At 42.5% G+C, this 19209-nt stretch carries 14 protein-coding genes and 1 pseudogene; all 15 read left to right on the forward strand.

Going from position 1 to position 19209, the window contains the following annotated elements; genetic code table 11:
• Positions 1–41: 41 nt before the first annotated feature.
• Positions 42–419: a hypothetical protein gene (locus KQI83_RS06510; protein ID WP_005340540.1), complete on the forward strand. Its 378-nt coding sequence runs from the start codon at positions 42–44 to the stop codon at positions 417–419.
• 54 nt (positions 420–473) lie between these two features.
• A complete protein-coding gene (locus tag KQI83_RS06515; protein WP_004611540.1) occupies positions 474–1316 on the forward strand; it encodes a hypothetical protein in 843 nt (280 codons plus the stop codon).
• Positions 1317–1328: 12 nt separating this feature from the next.
• Positions 1329–1739, forward strand: a complete 411-nt coding sequence (locus tag KQI83_RS06520; RefSeq protein WP_055062572.1) for a DUF4313 domain-containing protein — start codon at positions 1329–1331, stop codon at positions 1737–1739.
• Between the two features lie 12 nt (positions 1740–1751).
• Positions 1752–2264: a PrgI family protein gene (locus tag KQI83_RS06525; protein WP_055062573.1), complete on the forward strand. Its 513-nt coding sequence runs from the start codon at positions 1752–1754 to the stop codon at positions 2262–2264.
• A 92-nt stretch (positions 2265–2356) separates the two neighbouring features.
• Positions 2357–4732 carry a VirB4-like conjugal transfer ATPase, CD1110 family gene (locus KQI83_RS06530; RefSeq protein ID WP_077326136.1) on the forward strand — a complete coding sequence of 792 codons (2376 nt, stop codon included), beginning with the start codon at positions 2357–2359 and terminating at the stop codon, positions 4730–4732.
• A gap of 339 nt (positions 4733–5071) precedes the next feature.
• Positions 5072–5758: a M24 family metallopeptidase gene (locus KQI83_RS06535; RefSeq protein ID WP_055062581.1), complete on the forward strand. Its 687-nt coding sequence runs from the start codon at positions 5072–5074 to the stop codon at positions 5756–5758.
• A gap of 165 nt (positions 5759–5923) precedes the next feature.
• Positions 5924–7819 carry a C40 family peptidase gene (locus tag KQI83_RS06540; protein ID WP_117528223.1) on the forward strand — a complete coding sequence of 632 codons (1896 nt, stop codon included), beginning with the start codon at positions 5924–5926 and terminating at the stop codon, positions 7817–7819.
• A 50-nt stretch (positions 7820–7869) separates the two neighbouring features.
• Positions 7870–8766, forward strand: coding sequence for a hypothetical protein (locus KQI83_RS06545; protein ID WP_117568848.1), 897 nt, complete (start codon positions 7870–7872; stop codon positions 8764–8766).
• 27 nt (positions 8767–8793) lie between these two features.
• On the forward strand, positions 8794–9012 hold the full coding sequence (locus KQI83_RS06550; RefSeq protein ID WP_015567852.1) for a DpnD/PcfM family protein: 219 nt from the start codon (positions 8794–8796) through the stop codon (positions 9010–9012).
• A complete protein-coding gene (locus KQI83_RS06555; protein ID WP_106492169.1) occupies positions 9009–9377 on the forward strand; it encodes a hypothetical protein in 369 nt (122 codons plus the stop codon). The genes KQI83_RS06550 and KQI83_RS06555 overlap by 4 nt, the downstream gene beginning before the upstream one ends.
• A 14-nt stretch (positions 9378–9391) precedes the next feature.
• Positions 9392–17044, forward strand: a complete 7653-nt coding sequence (locus KQI83_RS17295; protein WP_117606314.1) for a helicase-related protein — start codon at positions 9392–9394, stop codon at positions 17042–17044.
• 13 nt (positions 17045–17057) lie between these two features.
• Complete coding sequence (locus tag KQI83_RS06565; protein WP_117477952.1) at positions 17058–17675, forward strand: class D sortase; 618 nt, start codon at positions 17058–17060, stop codon at positions 17673–17675.
• Positions 17668–18066: a hypothetical protein gene (locus KQI83_RS06570; RefSeq protein WP_117477953.1), complete on the forward strand. Its 399-nt coding sequence runs from the start codon at positions 17668–17670 to the stop codon at positions 18064–18066. Before KQI83_RS06565 ends, KQI83_RS06570 begins: the two co-directional genes overlap by 8 nt.
• A gap of 3 nt (positions 18067–18069) precedes the next feature.
• A complete protein-coding gene (locus tag KQI83_RS06575; RefSeq protein ID WP_117477954.1) occupies positions 18070–18759 on the forward strand; it encodes a SpoVG family protein in 690 nt (229 codons plus the stop codon).
• A 60-nt stretch (positions 18760–18819) separates the two neighbouring features.
• Positions 18820–19056: pseudogene (locus KQI83_RS06580) on the forward strand (DUF6674 family protein); the annotation flags it as partial.
• Positions 19057–19209 lie beyond the last annotated feature (153 nt).

Here is a 19209-nt window from a genome sequence, read left to right on the forward strand (position 1 = left end):
CCCTGCTAGCTTATTTTTTTATCAAAAAGGAGACAAACAACATGAGAAAAGAACAGATTATTACGACAAACAACAATCAGATGGAGGAGAAAGGCATGAAGAGCAGATTCATTCACTTTAAAAAGAGATTCGTTCCGGCATTATCCGGAGCACTTATGGGAGTAATGCTTATGAGCACTACTTGTTTTGCAGCAGGTACAGGTACTTCCGCAGTAACACAGCCGCTTGAGAACTTAAAGACACTTATCATTGCAGTCATTGGTGCTGTTGGTGTCATCATTCTTGCAAAGAATGTCATGGAGTTCGCACAAGCCTATCAGCAGCAGGATTCATCTACTATGAACTCTGCACTGAAAGGAATTGTAGCAGGTGTCATGATGGCTGGTATTTCAACAGTACTGACATTCTTAGGCTTCTAAGATTGGGGAAAAAGAGTTCCCCTTTTAGTAAAAGGAAAGAGGTGAATAACAAGTATGGATATTTTTAAGCTTGGAGACAAGATCCTTGCACTTCTTGAGGCGGTGTTTGGGTTTTGGAACAATCAGATATCCCTGGTCTTTGCAATGCTTGGACAGTCACCGGTCAGTTTCAAGGGCGGAGGTCCTTGGGCAGTTATTGAGGGTATTGAGCCGGTCTTTGTAGCGGTCGGCTCTTCCCTCGTTGTGCTGTTCTTTGTTATCGGTTTCTGCTCGGAAAGCATAGATGTAAAAGATGAGATGAGGTTTGAGTCTATATTTCGTATGCTTATCCGACTGGGACTTGCAGAATGGTTTGTTGCAAATAATGTCACGATTATGAAAGCGTTTTTTACTTCCATAGGAAATCTGGTGGGACTTATATCTGCCGGGACAACGACGCAGCTTGCCATTGACAGTACACAGGCAGACATCATTAAGGGACTCGGATTTGGTGAGAGTCTGGTAATGCTGATACTTACAGCTTTGCTTGCAATCATCATTATTATCTGTGGATTCTTTATCATTTACACAGTGTATTTCAGGTTCTTAAAGATACTGATTATTGTGCCGCTTGGTGCGATTGCATGCTCCACAATGGCAGGAAACAGAATGGTCAGTCATACAATGGCTACCTACTGCAAATATTTTCTTTCGTGTGTATTCGAGGCAGTAACGATGGCACTTGCAATTGTGGTATGTAATGCATTTATCAATGCAGGACTTCCGGCATTTACAGGAAGTTACGCTGACTGGGCACAGACACTTATCTATCTGTGTGAAATGACATTTACGATAGCAATGACTGTTGGAAGTGTGAAGGGAGCACAGACACTTACAAGCAAGGCATTTGGATTATAGAAGGAGGCAGAAATGGATAATGAAAAGAAACAGGTTACTTATAATTCAAGCATAACCGGAGAAACGCAGGTGACATTTGATATCCAGCAGTATATGAATAACAGGGCAATGTTTATTGGTCTTATGTGTAATGAAGATGGACATGAGGAGCATTTTGGGGATGTGACTGTGAATTTGTCGGTTGCAGCACCAAATTACTGCGGATATCTGAATGTGAATGACATGCCGGATATTGAAAAGTTTATTACAGACAATGACATTGGAGAGTTTACAGGATTCACGCAAAGGAGTGGTTTCTGCGAATATCCGCTTTATCTGTTCAATGTAGATAAGCTTAGAGAACTGTGTCCGGATGGAATGGATAAGTATGAGGCGAATATTGGAATGACAAGAAAGCCGGAGACAAAGGATTTATCAAGATAGGAGGCAGGGACAATGGTAATCGAAGTAAACAAGGATATTGACCGCTATCAGGAATCGGTTGCGATGGGACTTACTGCAAGGCAGCTTATATTTTCCATTGCAAGCGTAGTAGTCGGTGGCGGTATCGTCCTTCTTCTTTACAAGTATATCGGTCTTACGGGTTCTGCTTATGTGGCAATTCCCTGTGTGGCACCGATTGCACTTGGCGGATTCTATTCCTTTAACGGGATGAATTTCTACGAGTATATGGGAAAGAAGCTGCATTTTATGTTTGGGAACAGGACACTTACCTATGTATCAACAGAGGGAGAGCCTGCAATAAAGCAGTTAGAAGCAGAACAGAATGAACAGGTAAAGAAGAAAGGCAGAAAGGCTGAACCGGAGACTGTAACAGCTGATTCGGCTGTAAAGAAGCAGGAGGAGTTTGAAGCAATGAAGAAAAAGACGAGAAACATGCTGCTTGGACTTGTCGCAGTCATTGTGGCGGCAGCAGCAGGCATTGCAGCATATAAGGCAATGCATTAGAAACGAATAGTATCTGACCGCAAGGTCGGGAACACAGCCCGCAGGGTGAAGTTCCCGGCGGGCTTTCATTATAAGAAAGCGAGGTTAGAGACATGGGTTTATTTACAGACGGATTTAAGTTATTAAAGAAGGCGAGTGAGCCTTTGTATAAGACACCTAAATCCATTCAGGAAACCATAGAGATTATGGCGGTGGCTGAAAACGGCATTTTTGAAGTGAGCAAAAATAAGTATTCCAAATGCTACCGCTTTCAGGACATCAATTACACGACAGCAACGGAGGATGAGCAGATCGGTATTTTCGAGAGGTATTGCAAGTTCCTAAATTCGCTGGACTGTAATTATAAGATTACGATCAACAATAAGAACAAAAACATGGATGAACTCCGTGACAAGGTTCTGATTGCTGAGAAAAACGATGGCTTCAATAATTATAGAAGAATCTACAATGACATCATTGAGGAGAAGATTATTGAGGGCAGACAGGGGATTGAGCAGGAGAGATACCTGACAATCACGATTGAGAGAAAGAACTTCGAGGAGGCAAAGGCACAGTTTGCTACCCTTGAGGCAACGATACACAAGGCTTTCATTGAGCTTGGGGCAGAGATTGTTCCGCTTAATGGCAATGAGAGACTGAAAGTGCTCTATGATTATTATCATCTTGGAGATGAGGGCAGCTTTGATTTTGATATCAAAAAGGCAAAGAAGGTCGGAGCAGATTTTAGAAATGATCTGTGCAATGGGATGGTGAAATATTTCCCGGACCATTTTGAGGATGAGAGTAAATTCTGCAAGGCACTTTTTATCAAAAAGTATCCGAGCAGTTTGTCAGACAGATTTATCAATGAGATTACTTCCCTTCCGGTTCATTCCATCACGAGCATTGATGTGGTGCCTGTTCCTAAGGATTTGACTACAAAGGTGCTTCAGAAGAAATACCTTGGTATTGAGTCGGATATCATTAAGCAGCAGAGAGTCCGTAATAAGAATAACGACTTTTCTACGGAAATTTCATATGCCAAGAGAACGGAGAAAAAGGAGATTGAGGAAATCATGGATGATGTTCGTGAGAATGACCAGTGCCTTTTCTTCGTGGGAGTTACTATTATTCTTATGGCAGAGAGCAAAAAAGAGCTTGATAGCGTCTGTGAGACAGTGGAGACTATCGGAAAGCGTAACAGCTGTACGATTGATACACACTACTTAAAGCAGAGGGAGGCACTCAACACAGCGCTTCCGATTGGTGTAAGACAGGTGGAGACAATGCGTACCCTTCTTACCCAGTCACTTGCGGTGCTTATGCCATTCAATGTGCAGGAATTAAATGACAGCACAGGGAACTATTATGGTATCAATCAGATCAGCAAGAATGTGAATATCGGTAACAGAAAGAAGCTGATAAACGGAAATGGCTTCGTTTTCGGAGTGCCGGGTTCCGGTAAATCCTTCTTCTGTAAGATGGAAATGGGCAGCGTATTCTTGTCGGGAGATGATGAGATAATCGTCATAGATCCAATGAACGAATACTTTGATATTGCTGAGACTTATGGTGGAACAGTGGTAAATATGTCCACTTACACGGATAACTATGTGAATCCGCTGGAGATGGATGTATGGAGCCTTGATCCGAATGATTCCAAGGGAATGGTAAGAGAAAAAGGCGAGTTTATGCTTGGTCTTTGTGAGCAGTGTATCGGAGACAGCTTAAATTCAAGACAGAAGTCAATCATTGACCGCTGCGTGAGAAAGCTGTATATCGACATTGCAAGAAGCAAAGAGAAGTATATCCCGGTGATGAGTGATTTTTACGATATCCTTATGGCGCAGCCGGAGGAGGAAGCAAAGGACATTGCACTGTCACTAGAGCTTTTCGTAAATGGTTCGCTTAACATCTTCAATCACCAGACAAATGTGGATGTGGATAACAGATTTACAGTATATGGCATCAGGGACTTGGGTACAGAACTTAGTCCTATCACAATGCTTGTTATGATGGAATCCATTCAGAACAGGATTGTTGAGAATGGCAAGAGAGGCAAGGCAACATGGCTCTATATTGATGAGTTCCATGTTCTGCTTAATTCCGAGTATTCTGCAAAATACTTGCAGCAGCTCTGGAAGAAGGTAAGAAAGCAGGGAGGTCTTTGTACCGGTATCACGCAGAATGTTGTCGATCTGTTGCAGAATTACACAGCAACCACAATGCTTGCAAACTCTGAGTTTGTGGCACTCTTGAAGCAGGCAAATACAGATAGTTCAAAGATGGCGGAGGTTATCGGGGTATCAGAGGCACAGCTTCGGTTCGTAACTAATACCGCCTCTGGAATGGGACTTATTAAGTGTGGTTCGGTAGTAATTCCCTTTGATAATCAGATCAGCAAGGATACGGATTTGTACAGGCTGTATAATACCAACATTCATGAGAAGATTGCGGAACAGAAGAAAAAAGAAGCAATGCTGCAGTGATAACAGATGAATTTTTATAGAATCTATAGTATAATCAAGAGGTCGGATGAATGTCCGACCTTGATGATAATAAATTAGATATTCCCTATTTTTAAGAAGAAAGCATATAAGATTCGATATGAAAAATAAATAAGGAAGCAGTTCTAAAATGTATCATTTGTACCGGAGAACATGTGGCTGGATTTTAAGATATGCTTATCGTACACTTTGACGAGAATATGTTGATTGGGGATGCAGCGGACCTGGATGCATTTATGGAAATGTATGGTGTGGAAGCAATTTCCAAGGAATATTTGTAATTATTAGGGAAAAGAAAATTTGAATTTTGTGGAGGGTGTTATGCAATATACCGAGGTACAGAATATAGCGAAAAAGACAATCGAGTTCATTAAAGATAATATACAGCCCGGCATGACATTGCTTGAGGTAAGACATTTGTGTGAAACAAAAATGATGGAATTGGGAGCTGATTCTTTTTGGTATTGGGATGTGGGGGCTTTTGTTTTTGCTGGGGATGAAACCACATTATCCGTTTCAGGGAAAGAATATACTACAAGTGAAAGAGTTATTGCAGAAAATGACATTATTACAATCGACTTGAGTCCACAAAATGAGGATACATGGGGCGATTATGCAAGAACCATTATTATTGAAAATGGAAAGGTTGTCGAAACTGATAATGTGACTAATGATGAATGGAAAAAAGGATTGTTGATGGAAGAATATTTGCATGAGGAGATGTGCAAATTTGTTGCACCGGAAACTACCTTCGAGGAGCTATATTATCATATAAATGGTATCATAGAAGAAAAAGGGTATATAAATCTTGATTTCATGGGAAACTTGGGGCATTCAATTGTTCGGCAGAAAAATGATAGAATCTATATAGAAAAGGGCAATCAAATTTGCCTTGGCGAGGTTCATTATTTTACTTTTGAGCCACATATAAGTGTTCAAGGTTCAAAATATGGATATAAAAGAGAGAATATTTACTATTTTGAAAATGGAGAAATCAAAGAGTTATAATTTGTAGATGTACCCGAAATTTCAGTTTCATGTTGCTTTTAATAATTGAATATTGAATGATTTTACATAGCCGTTAAGGAGTAATTTTTGCTCCCTAGCGGCTTATTTTATTTTTCAAAGTAGGAGGTGAGAAAATTGAAAATTAGAAAGGTTGATGACAAACCGATGGTCATTCACACCAAGGAGAAAGCCAAGATTCATGCCCACGAACCGAAGGGAGCCAAGATTAAGGGGAGTAACATCTATACAGTAGAGAGAGGTCCTAAGACAGCTGGTGCAAAGGTAACTAATACGGATAGAAAGAAGTCATATCGCAAGAGTACCATTCATCAGTCAGAGTCGAAGAATAAAGGATTATCAAGATTTAAGCGAAACTATAGAGAATCTAACACTTCCATCAAGACCAAGAACACGAATCTTCACATTGCAGGAAGAACAGGTGCACTTGCAGCCGGGGCAGTAACGGAGCATGTGGAAGGTGGTCAGGAGGTATCGCAGGCAGCATATCTTGCATATGAAGCAAGCCGACCTGTTACCGGAACTGCTTCCAAGGGTGCAGCACTTTTCAGGAAAAAGGCGGCAGCCGAGGCAAAGAAGCGAATCAAGAAGGTAGATGCAGGAAAGAAGCTGGCAAAAAAGACAGCAAAGAAAGCTGCCAAAGATACTGCCAAAACCGTAGCTAAAGAGACGGCAAAAGAAACAGCCAAGACTACTGCCAAGGTTGCAGCGAAAACTGCTTCAAAGACAGCTGCTACAGCGGCAGGAACAGCGGTTGCACCGGGAGTTGGTACTGCAATTGGCATAGCAGCTGGATATGCAGCAGGTGTGTCCATAGAGGTCAAGGATGAAAAGATGACCAACCGGAGCAGGAAGATAAAATTCTTTCTGGATAAGATGAAAGCACAGGAGAATCAGACAGACAGCGTGGCAAAGCTGGTAAAGGATCTGATTGTGCGAAAAGCGATTACCTGGGTAAAGGCAGCGGCACCGATTGTCGGACTGGTGCTTTTATTACTTGTTCTTGTAGTTGCCATGATTGCGGTTCCGGTTATTGCGGCGATAGCAATCCTTTACAATTCTCCATTTGCTTTATTTCTGCCACCACTTGAATCAGGAGATACCGTGCAGACAGTAACGAGTGCTTATGTGCAGGAATTTAACCGGGATGTGAATACGAAAGTGAATGAGCATACCGGATATGACCTTGGAGAGCTTGTATATGTGGACTATGAAGGTATGGAAGAAAACCCAAGCAATTACTATGACATCATGGCTGTCTATATGGTCAAGCATGGTGTCGGAGATACTGCAACAGTCATGAATGATACTTCAAAAGGCTGGCTGCAGGCAGTTGTAAATGATATGTGTTCATACACCACAAGCACAGGAACAAAAGATGTGGAAGAAACAGATGCAGACGGTAATGTAACTACTGTCACGAAGTCGGTTCTGTATGTGAATGTCACACTAAAATCGTACAGGGATATGATTTCGGTCTATGGATTTAATTCTGATCAGGTGGAAATGCTTGAGCAGATCATGAGTCCTGAGTTTATGGGACAGCTTGGATATGCCGGAAGCGGAAGTGGAGGTGGAGGCGGCAGTCCGGGAGTAAGCTCCATGACTGAGGATGAAATCAATGCCATCCTAAACGAAATTACAGACAGCAGGCAGAAAACAGTCTGCTCCTATGCACTACACAGAGTTGGTTTTCCTTATAGTCAGGATTTAAGAGACAGCGGTAACTATTATGACTGCAGTTCCTTAGCCTATTATTCATGGAAAGATGCAGGCGTGGATATTAGTTATGGCGGTGCAACCACAGCGGCAGCGGAGGCACAGGGACTTGATGAAGCCGGAAAGACTGTCTCCTTTGATGAGTTACAGCCGGGAGACCTTATCTTTTACAGTTTTACAAGCAATGGAAGATATAAGAACATCAGCCATGTGGCAGTATATGTCGGAAATGGCAAGGTGGTAGAGGCACTTAATGAAAGTCTTGGTGTGGTCTACAGGGATGTGGCAAGCACAGGAAAGATTGTTGTGATAGGAAGACCATAACAGGAAATTTGCAGAGAGGGCATAGTCCCTCTCTGAGACTGGAGGTAAGAATGGATTTAAAAGATATGATACTGGTAACAGAAAACGACAGGGGAACAGAGACAAATATGCTGATGACTCTGGATGATTATAAGAGTTTTATAGCAATTGATGATATGTCAGAGCTTGCAGAAAATTTGTTGCAGCTTGGAAGGACACTTGGTGAAGCAGATAACTTCACAGAGTATTACAGGGCAGCAAATGTAACTGTATCTGCGAGATTCTGTCTGGATGATATTCAGCTCGGACATTTTCTTCAGGGATTTTATAACGATTCCAAAGAATTCCGGTTTGATAAAGAAGCCAGTTCTTCTGAATGTGTTGCAAAGCTTAAGGAGATTGGAATGACCGATAAGGGCTGGGTGGATGATTTTAACCTGCATTATGAAATGGAGAACCGCTCATTTGAAAGGGGACAGACATTTCATAACTTCAATGACCATGATTACATGGTGCTTGAAGCATTATCACCAAGGAATCTTGTGGTGATGGATATGAAGTCAGGTTCCCTTACAATCGCCCTTGGTGCGACAGAGTATAAGCGTTATCCGAAGGATGAGAAGCCTACAAAGGACAATACCACAATCGGGGTATCGTGGGAGCATGGCATTTATCTAGGTTCCACACTTTCAACTACAAATTTCAAGGCATACAAGAGGGAGTATGGCACACCGGAAAAGATAGAGGATATCTATGATTACAGGGCAAAGCTAAAGCAGAAGTTCTATTTTTATCAGGATATGTCAAAGGATGATGATGTACCAAAGAAGCTGCAGAATGACTTCCTTCACCAGATGTATGAGGATTTTGGAACGATTGAAGAGGACTGTTTTTACGACAGGCTGGAAGATGGAAAGTACGATGAAGGCTTTAAGGAAAGACAGGTAAAGGAAGAAAAGAGCCGGTGATGAGATTTTTACAGGAGGCGATATCATATGGAACAGGAATTTGATGTTGAGATAAAAGAAGTGCTTTCACGAGTACAGAAAGTAAAGGCAGAGTCGCTTGACGATGCCATCAATAAGGCAATGGATATGTATTATGCAGAGCAGATAGTCCTTGGAGCAGAGGACATGAAGGGAGTTGATTTTGCACCTATCAGCGAAAGTCAGCTCCCTTCTTCATTAAAAGAAAACGGAGGAAGAGCAAGATGAAAAGTGATTCAACAACAGTAATTAAGAACATGGAGTTTTTAGTAAAGGAACTTCATAAGGAGTGGGACAGATCGGGTGCTTCTAAGGCATCCGTTATTATTTCCCTTGAGGAAGTAGATGGTATCAATGATAAGTTAAAAGAGATTATCTATCAGACACAGAAGTCAGTCGATGAGGATGAGCTGACCTTTAAACAGAGCATTGCAAAGTCCAAGGAGTGCTATGTGCTTCTTCGTGTGGTGCGTAAGATTGCAAAGGAAAAGGATAAATGCGAAAAACAGGCAATCGACAATGAATTTGCAATCGAGCTGGATAAGGATGAGTTAAAGCTCTTTAAGGGATTGTTTGCAGAGATGTTTAAGTAGAGGAGGACAAAGGTATGGGCGTTGATATGAAGGTCAAAGCGATATACGATTCTGAAATTGGTAACATCACCAGAACAGATAAGAACTGGAAAGATGTTTTAAAGGTTGCAGGTCAGTTGTACCGCTATGAATTTGACAATATCGTTATGGTAACAGCTCAGAGATCTCCGGAGAGAAGCACACTTATGGCAGATTATGATACCTGGAAAAAGGTGGGAAGATATGTAAAGCGTGGTGCGAAAGGCTGTGCCATTTTCCCGTCAAGGGCACTGAATCCCCGTATGAGATATATCTTTGATATCAGTGATACCGGAGGGAAGAATGTTAAGCTGACATGGGACCTTGAGGGAGAAAATCTTAAGGATTATGTGGATTTTCTTGTGTCAGAAGGTCAGATTGAGCAGTACGATAACAGCGACAGGGAGTCTCTAAAAAATATATTAAAACAGTTTACAGGAACAGATGTTTGGCTTATAATAAAAGAAGAGTTCGGAGACCGAATGACCGAACTTATGCAGCTATCAGGTAGTGTGATAAAGGAAGAAAGTAAGAAACGCAATGGCTTACAGCAGGAAATGGACATGGAGCAGCTTGTATATGCAAGTGTCATGTATGCTGTAGGGACGAGATGCGGATTTGACTTATCTGTGCAAGAACAGGATTTTAGTCAGATCGTAAATATCAAAGACGAAGAGATCATTTACCGTCTTGGTTCCATTGTATGCGATGTCTCCTGTAGTGTTCTTAGAGAATTTAGTCGTAACTTAAAGGCAATCGAGAGCGAAAGGAGAATTGGATATGTTAGAAGAAATGACTTACAAGGAAGTGGACGGACTGCTTTATCCGCAGATAGAGATGCCGGACGAGACGGAGGATCTCACGAAGCTGGGCAAATACGGAAGGATGGCGATGAACTATCTAAAGGAGAACGAGCCGGCAAGATACAAGACGCTGATGAGATTCGGGAAGATGTACGAGAAGATGTCAGCGGTAGAGGAGGAAGCGAACCAGCTGTACGACCAGCTGGAGATGCAGTATCTGGCGAAGCACAAGCCACAGAATCCGTCATCGACAATGGAGATGTGGAAGATAAGAGAGCAGGCGAAGATGCAGGCAGAGGAAGTGGTACTGAATCAGATAGTGATGCGATTCCACTAGAATCAGATGATACAGAACTGAATAGGGAACTTGATGAAATCAATTCATTGGGTGTTAGTAAGGAAGCCGAATATACACAGGCTTCCTTTTTTTTCGACCAGAATGGGCAGGCAAGCATTGGCACTATTCATACTGAGGACGAAAACAATAATCAGTTTATGCGTCAGTTCGAGCAGGACAGAAAAGCTGCATTAGCAGGTAAATACAATTACCTGAATCCCAAAAAGTCTGCAACAGTACCAAGTGAGTATATCAAACAGGTGCTTATGAGAGGTACAGGTTTTATCGGTGGCAAGGGCAGGGTATGCAAGATTTTTGAAACTGAGATTGATGCAGGAACCAGGGCAAAGCGTATCAAAGCAGAATATGGTCAGGGAGGTGCAGGCTGGCCGGTTGACGGACTGGGACTGCACGGATATGACACATTTCATGGGAATGGACTGCGTTTTCAGTGGCGAGATGAGGATGGAGAGGTTGAAGGATATGTTTCGTGGAAAGATATCGAAAAAGAGCTTGGTGTCCTTATTCTTACAGGGGAATACCAGCCTGAGACACCTCGTATTGATGAGCTTGCGATGGACGGACTCCGTGAGGATGATGAGGTCATTGATGCCGAATACCGGGAAGTGGAACCGGAGGAGGCAGAATCAGAGATTGATGATTATGCAATACCGGATGAGCCGGAGAGCTATGCTTCTAACAGAGATTATGTAAGTGCAAAAGGCATGACACCACAGGAAACTGCCGATGAAGACCGCATGGTAACACAGGCAGAATATGGTGCAGAGATAGAAGCTGAAACAACTGAAAAAGATCCATCAGAGCTTCAGTATATTACACCGATTGATTATGCCAAGCGTATTGCAGAGCTTGATGAAGACCTGCGTGATGCGGCGGAGATTCTTGTAACAGATTGCAGCTGCTACACTCCGTTTAGGGCATTCCTTATGGATGTGGTGCAGTCTGATTTTGCATTTATGCCCAATAAACTTGACCTTATCAGGGATATTGCATTAGGGACAGATAATGCAGAAAGAAAGGCATATTCCAACAATAAGTATGGTCTTGTGGAGTACTCAATCAGAAGTGGATATGTGAAGATCAGCTATAAGAACAGGAATGGTGTGCGTAAGGAAGGTGCTCTCGACTGGCGTGAGTTATATGAGATTTTATCCTATATGGTAAAACAGCCATTTTACTGCGGAGAAGACCAGAAAAAGTATTATCAAGAGATAAAGCAGAAGGCTGACAGGGATAAGATGAATCCGGTCTATAAGAGATTCTTTGACATCGAGGATAGTGTAAAAGCTAATCGTCTTGAAACCAGGGAAAGAGCAATAGCGAATGGATGGGAAACCAAGATTGATGAGAATGGACATGTAGTTTCAGATGATGTGGTATCAGTATCTGTGGATGATATTCAGGCTGATACAGAATCACAGGAAACTGTAGATTTTACACCAAAGCAGGAACCAGTACAGCAAGTAGAAAGTCTTGAAAATGAGAAGAATGTTGCCGGGCAGACGAAGCACAACTTCCATTACAATCTCTGGGAAATGGAAAAAGGCGGTGCCAAGACCAGATATCAGTGGAATATGGATGCAATTCGTACTTTAAAGCAGATTGAATCAGAAAACAGGCTTGCAACACCGGAGGAACAGAAAACCTTGTCGAAGTTTGTCGGATGGGGCGGACTGTCACAGGCATTTGACGAGGAAAACGCAGGCTGGAGCAAAGAGTACAAAGAACTCAAAGAGATGTTATCGGATGAAGAGTATGCTGCAGCTAGGGCAACAGTAAACAATGCCTTTTATACTTCACCGGAGATTGCCATGTGCATGAACTCGGCACTTGTCCAGTTTGGTTTCAGAGGCGGCAATGTATTAGAACCATCTATGGGTATCGGTAACTTCTTTGGGAGTATGCCGGCACCTATGCAGAGAAGTAAGCTGTATGGGGTGGAGCTTGACAGCATTTCGGGAAGAATTGCAAAGCAGCTTTATCAGAATGCCAATATCAGTATCACAGGATTTGAGAATACCACATATCCGGATAACTTCTTTGATGTAGTTGTCGGAAATGTGCCATTTGGTGATTATAAGGTTTTTGATCCGAAGTACAACAAGTATAACTTCCGTATCCACGATTATTTTCTGGCAAAAGCACTTGATCAGGTAAGACCGGGAGGCATGGTTGCGGTGATTACCACAAAGGGAACACTTGATAAGGCAAATCCTACTATCCGAAAGTATCTGGCTGAAAGAGCAGAGCTTGTGGGAGCGATAAGACTTCCGAATACTGCATTTAAAGATAATGCAGGAACCGAAGTGACAGCAGATATCCTGTTTTTGCAGAAAAGGGAGAGAAAGATTGATATTGAGCCGGACTGGGTACACCTTGGTGTAACTGAGAATGGCATTGCAGTCAACTCTTATTTTGCAGAGCATCCGGAAATGATGCTTGGATCTATGGAATATGACACAAGGATTTACGGACAGGACAGCAGATACACAGTCTGCGTGAATGATGATGAGAACTTCAATATTTATGAAGCATTAAACAAAGCTATCGGTAATATCAAAGCCCAGATGACAGATTTTGAGAGAGTGGCAGATGAGGCGGAGCAGACGGAGGAAGTTATCCCGGCTGATCCGGATGTGAGAAACTACACTTACACATTTTTTGAAGGAAAACTCTATTACAGGGAAAATTCCGAGATGGTAAGAAAAGAAGTATCACAGACTGCCGAGGAGCGAATCAGAAGCCTTGATGAAATCAGACAGATAACAAGAGATCTGATTGATATCCAGATGGATGGCTGCAGCGAGGAGGAGCTTTCTGATAAGCAGAGACTTCTTAATGTAAAATATGATGCCTTCGTAAAGCAGTATGGAGCCATTACTTCAAAAGCAAACAGAATAGCTTTCAGAGATGACAGCGATTACCCACTTCTTTGCAGTCTTGAAGAAGTAAATGAAGACGGGGAGGTGAAAAAAGCGGATATGTTTTATAAGCAGACGATTAAGGCAAAGACTGTCATAGACAGGGTTGAGACTGCTGTGGAAGCATTGAATGTATCCGTCAATGAATTTGGATATGTAAATCTTGCCTATATGCTCTCTATCTATGAGCCGGATATTACTAATGTAAAGGAAGAACTTGCAGAAAAGTCCGGGCAGACAGCTGATGAGATAACATTTAGTGATGATGCTTTGGCAGAGCTTAGAAGGGCAGTTCTTGTGGAAGAGCTGGATGGATTGATTTTCCTAAATCCCGACCGCTACAACGAGAACAATCCCGACATCGGCTGGGAGACGGCAGACGAGTATCTTTCCGGCAATGTGAGAGACAAGCTTCGTGTAGCAAAGGCTATGGCAGCGGATACAGGCAATCCGCAGGCAGAAAAATTTGCAGGCAATGTGGCAGCACTTGAAAAGGTACAGCCGGAGTGGATTGAAGCCTCGGATATTGATGTAAAGATTGGCACGACATGGATTGAGCCGCTTGATTATGAGCAGTTTATCTATGAGCTTCTCAATACACCAAGACGGGCAAGGGCAGTCAGAAGCCAGTTTTACAATACAGGCATTCAGGTACACTTAAATAAGATGAGCATGGAATGGTTCATCGAGAATAAAAGCATGGATAAGCATTCAGTGGCGGCTACTAAGACCTATGGTACAAGCCGCATGGATGCTTATTCTATTTTTGAGGATACGCTGAATCTAAAGACAGTAACAGTCAGGGACAGGATTGATGACGGTGATGGCAGGTATCATTACGAAGTCAATAAGAATGAGACAATGCTTGCAAGGGAAAAGCAGAACATGATCAAGGAGAAGTTCAAGGAGTGGCTGTTTGCAGAGCCGGAGCGAAGACAGAAATATGTGGAGTATTACAACGAGACATTTAATAACATCCGCCTGCGTGAGTATGACGGAAGTCACTTACAGTTTCCGGGAATGAATCCGGCGATTGAGTTAAAGCCACACCAGAAAAATGCGGTGGCAAGAATTCTTCTTGGGGGAAATACTCTGCTGGCACACTGTGTCGGTGCCGGAAAGTCATTTGAGATGATGGCTGCCTGCATGGAGCAGAAGAGACTTGGACTTGCCAATAAGACAATCATGGTTGTACCAAAGCCGCTTATCGGTCAGACGGCATCAGAGTTTTTAAGGCTTTATCCGTCAGCAAATATCTTAGTTGCCACGGAGCGTGATTTTGAAAAAAGCCGCAGAAAGCAGTTCGTATCAAGGATTGCAACTGGTGACTATGACTGTATCATCATGTCACACTCACAGTTTGAGAAAATCCCAATCTCCGCAGAGAGAAAGGAGCGAATGCTTAACGAGCAGATTGATGAAATCAGCTATGCGATTGATGAGATGAAGGAGCGTAACGGAGAGCGATGGACTGTAAAGCAGATGGAAAGCCAGAAGAAAAAACTGGAGGAACAGCTGAAATCCTTGTCAGATGAGAGCAGGAAGGATGACCTTATTACCTTTGAGGAACTGGGTGTAGATTCTATTATGGTAGACGAAGCACATAATTTTAAGAACCTTGCGATTTTTTCCAAGATGAATAATGTGTCAGGTATCAGCAGTAGCGGAGCTAAGAAGTCAACGGATATGCAGCTTAAATGCCAGTATTTGTCTGAGATAAATGATGGCAGGGGTATTGTGTTTGCAACAGGTACACCAATATCCAATACCATGTGTGAGATGTATGTCATGCAGCTTTACTTACAGAAAGCGGCACTTGAAGAGATGGGGATTTATCACTTTGATTCTTGGGCAGCAAACTTTGGTGAAGTGACAACAGCACTTGAGCTTACTGTAGAGGGAAGCGGATTTCGTTTTAAGAGCAGATTTAATAAGTTTACGAATCTGCCGGAGCTTATGAATATCTTCCGTGAGGTAGCAGATGTGCAGACCGCAGACATGCTTGACCTTGATGTGCCAGCTCTCCGTGGCGGCAAGCCTATTATAGTGGAGTCGGAGCCTGACTGGTATGTGAAGCAGGTCATGGAAGACTTTGTTGTGAGGGCAGAGCGTATCAGAGGCGGTGGAGTTGATCCAAGCGTGGATAACTTTCTAAAGATTACCCATGAGGCAAGACTTCTTGGAACGGATGCCAGACTGATTGATAAGGATGCGCCGAACAATCCGGATGGAAAACTCAATAAGGTAGCGGAGAATGTATGGAAAGAATATGAGAAAGGAAATGCTGATGGTCATATAGGCTGCCAGCTTATTTTTTCGGACATCGGCACACCGGGACCAGATAAGGACTTTACCATCTACGATTATCTGAAAGAAACACTGATCCAGTATGGTATTCCGGCAGATGAGATAGCTTTTATTCATGATGCCAAGACGGATGCACAAAGGGACGCACTTTTTAAGGAGATGAGGACAGGTAAAAAGAAGGTTCTTATCGGTTCAACGGACAAGTGTGGAACAGGTGTCAATGTGCAGACACACCTTGTTGCAATGCATCATGTGGATTGCCCTTGGAAGCCTTCTTCTATTGAACAGAGGGAAGGACGAGGCATACGACAGGGTAATGAAAATGAAGAGGTGGCAATCTACAGATATGTCACCAAAGGGACATTTGATGCATACAACTGGTCGCTTGTTGAAAATAAGCAGCGATTCATCAGTCAGGTCATGACAAGCAAGGCTGTAAGCCGAAGCTGTGAGGATATCGACGAGGCAACACTTTCCTATGCAGAGATTAAAGCGGTTGCCACAGGCAATCCTTTAATCAAGGAAAAGATGGAGATTGACAATGATGTCCAGAGATTAAAGCTCTTAAAGGCATCCTATGACAATCAGAGATATGGCTTGCAGGATAACTTTATGATTAAGTATCCGAAGCTGATTAAGACAGCAACAGAAAAGCTTGCCAATGTAAGAGAGGATGTAAAGGCAAGGGATAAAGAGCTGATTGATAATCCGGAATTTGCCATTACCATAGGCAAAGTAACTTACACAGAGCGTGTGGATGGCGGAACGATGATGCTTGAAGCAATCAGTAAATGTAAGACCGGAGAGACAACTGTAATCGGTAAATTCCACGGATTTGAGCTGCTTGTGGAAAAGAACTTCCTTGGCATCAATTATATGGTGCTTCGTGGAAAGACAGAGTATAAAGCAGAGCTTTCCACAAGTCCTGTCGGCAGCATGGTGAAGCTGGAAAACCTGTTCAATGGACTCCATGAGAACATTGATTTCTTTGAAAAGAAGATTGAGCAGTACCAGAATGACCTTGAAGCATCAAAGGCAGAGTATGACAAGCCATTTGCGTACAGCAAGGAACTGGAAGAAAAGCTGGCTAGGCAGTGTAAACTGAATGCCCAGCTTGACCTTGAGAACGCAAAGGCTGTGGATGCAGACCTGAGCGGACCGGAGGAAGAAAGAGAAGCTGATGACAGAATGGAATCTGCAGCAATTGTAGCAGAGGATAAAGGTGCTTATCCAGCCGACAGAGAGGGCAGAACACGATAGGAGAGTGAATAATATGAGCATAAGAAAAGTGGTCGCAGGACTACTGATTGCAGCAGGGATTGCCATTATGGCAGTCCCTTTTTTCTGGCGGACAACCGGAGAAAAACAGACAGAACAGCTCATAAGTGAATTTGAGCAGACATTGGAGGATGATTACGATGAAGAAACAGATGTGGAGGAAGAGCAAACCTCCATTAGTAAAGAGGATGAAGCCATTCTTAAAGAAGGCGGTGTTATCGGCATCATTGAGATACCGGGCTTAGATATCAGGTATCCGGTAATGGAAGGAACCACAAGTAAAGTGCTTAATGCAGGGATTGGTCATATAGAAGAGACTGCAGGAATCGGAGAAAGTGGCAACTGTGTATTGTGCGGTCATAATGGCAGCAGATATGGCACATTTTTTACACCACTAAGTCAGATATCCATAGGTGATGAAGTAATGATAACCGACAAAAATGGGCTGAAGCATATCTATGAGGTAATAGAGACAGAGGTAGTAAATCCGTATGATAACAGCATCAAGACACAGGGTACAGAAAAAGAATTAACTCTTTTTACCTGTTCCCAGAAAGGAACCATGCGTTTTGTGGTCAGGTGCATTTATAAGGAGGCGGTGATGGATGAATAAGAGATACCGATTAGGTGAGATAGAAGAGGCAGTAGCAGAAATGGAAGAGCTAATTGACATCGAGGATGATATTGCTGAGATTGATGATGACTTTCAGATAGTCGTAAGCGGCTGGTCTGTGTATGTCGAAAGCCTGAATCTGACACTCAGACAGGGAATAGCCTGTGTATGGGATGCAGAGGAAGGATTATTTATGCCTGATTTTGATGTGACTATCGTGTATGAGGGGAACATTGAAACACAGGAGTGGCTCTATTACGAGCAGGATGGAATGGTCGTTACACTTGGCAACTGGCTTAATGGCAGATTGTCTTGTGAACAGATAGAACAGCTTTGGTGTGAGCTTATCATACCGGAGCAAAACAAAGAACAAAAAGAAAGCGAGGAATAGCATATGAAGTATTCAATTAAAGTAAACGAAGTAAGAGCAAAAGAGGGCAGCAACATCAAAGGATTTGCAACAGTAGTATTTGGTGATTCATTTAAGATTACCAATATTGCAATCCTTGAGAATAAGGATAAGGGAGAGCTTTTTGTATCAATGCCAAGATACCGCTCCAATGAGCGTGATGAAAGCAACGGTGTGATCTATAAGGATGTGTGCAATCCTATCACAGCAGAGTTTCGAGAGGAACTCTATACCAATATCCTTGATGCCTATGCAAGAATTAAGGAACCGGAGAAAGAGGAGACACAGAAGCAGGAGCGTACACAGGAAATGCCGGAGTTTTCCGTAACTGTAACACCTTATGAGAGGGAAGGTAGTAACATCAAGGGACTTGCACGCATTTATTTTGAAAACAGTTTCATCGTAAATAACATCAATATCGTGCAGGGCAAAGAGAAAATCTTTGTATCAATGCCTTCTTATAAGACAAAGCAGGTGGACGAGCAGGGCAAGCCAATCTACCAGGATGTCTGCTATCCGGTCACAAAGGATTTCAGGGAAAAACTCTATAATGAGATTATCTCTGAATATGAGAAAGCAAAGGATAAGAGCAACGAAAATGCAAGAGAGAGTGCAGAGAAACATCATGGCAATCCCGATAAAGAGAAGGACAAAGAGGCGACGCCCTTTCGATAATCAGTAATCAGAGTACAGGGGCGGCCAAGGCTGCCCCATTTACAGAATGGAGGAAACAGAATGGATATGGAAGCAGGAAAAACACTTACCAATGAGGAGGTCATAAGAGAACTTCTCGACTTATTAAAGAAAAATGCCATGAAAGAGCAGGCAAACGATGTATTTGAGATATGCAGCTATGTGGATGGACTGGAGAAAAAGATTGATTCCATGACGGAAGAACTCACCAATATGCAGAACCAGATCAAAGAAATGCAGGAAGATACTCTTGTCAATAATGCTAAAAAGGGCTTGACAAATAAAGGGTTAAGGAATATAATTAGATTCAGTTTTATACAAGGAGTTAATAAATATGCGGCAAGGTATTCTTAAATAAACTGTCAATTTGATAGTGGGAACAAAAAGTAGCAGTCCCGTTTCACTTTTAATATGGGGCTTAGTTTTTTGTAC

Source organism: Roseburia sp. MSJ-14 (assembly GCF_018918225.1).
Taxonomy (GTDB): domain Bacteria; phylum Bacillota; class Clostridia; order Lachnospirales; family Lachnospiraceae; genus Petralouisia.